The sequence below is a fragment of the Streptomyces sp. SID5643 genome, assembly GCF_009872555.1.
In the GTDB taxonomy this organism is placed as follows: domain Bacteria; phylum Actinomycetota; class Actinomycetes; order Streptomycetales; family Streptomycetaceae; genus Streptomyces; species Streptomyces iakyrus.
In genome coordinates, this window is sequence record NZ_WWIC01000028.1 from 1 (window position 1) to 234 (window position 234).

Consider the following 234-nt stretch of genomic DNA (forward strand, 5'->3'; position numbering starts at 1 on the left):
GGCGGCAACGCCCCGGTCATCGTCATGGACGACGCCGACCTGGACGAGGCCGTCGCCTCCTGTGTCTCCGGCGCGTTCTGGGCCGCCGGCCAGAACTGCATCGGCACCCAGCGGATCCTCATCGCGGCCGAGGTCTACGAACGCTTCCGCGACGCCTTCGTCGCCCGCACCATGCTGCTGCGCACCGGCGACCCCCTCGACGAGCGCACCGACGTCGGCCCCATGATCACCCAG

General features: G+C 71.4%; 1 protein-coding gene. It reads left to right on the top strand.

Annotation, left to right across the window (positions count from 1 at the left end; genetic code table 11):
* Positions 1-234 (top strand): aldehyde dehydrogenase family protein (locus tag GTY56_RS02930; protein ID WP_161362153.1); only part of this gene is annotated, 234 nt, incomplete at both ends.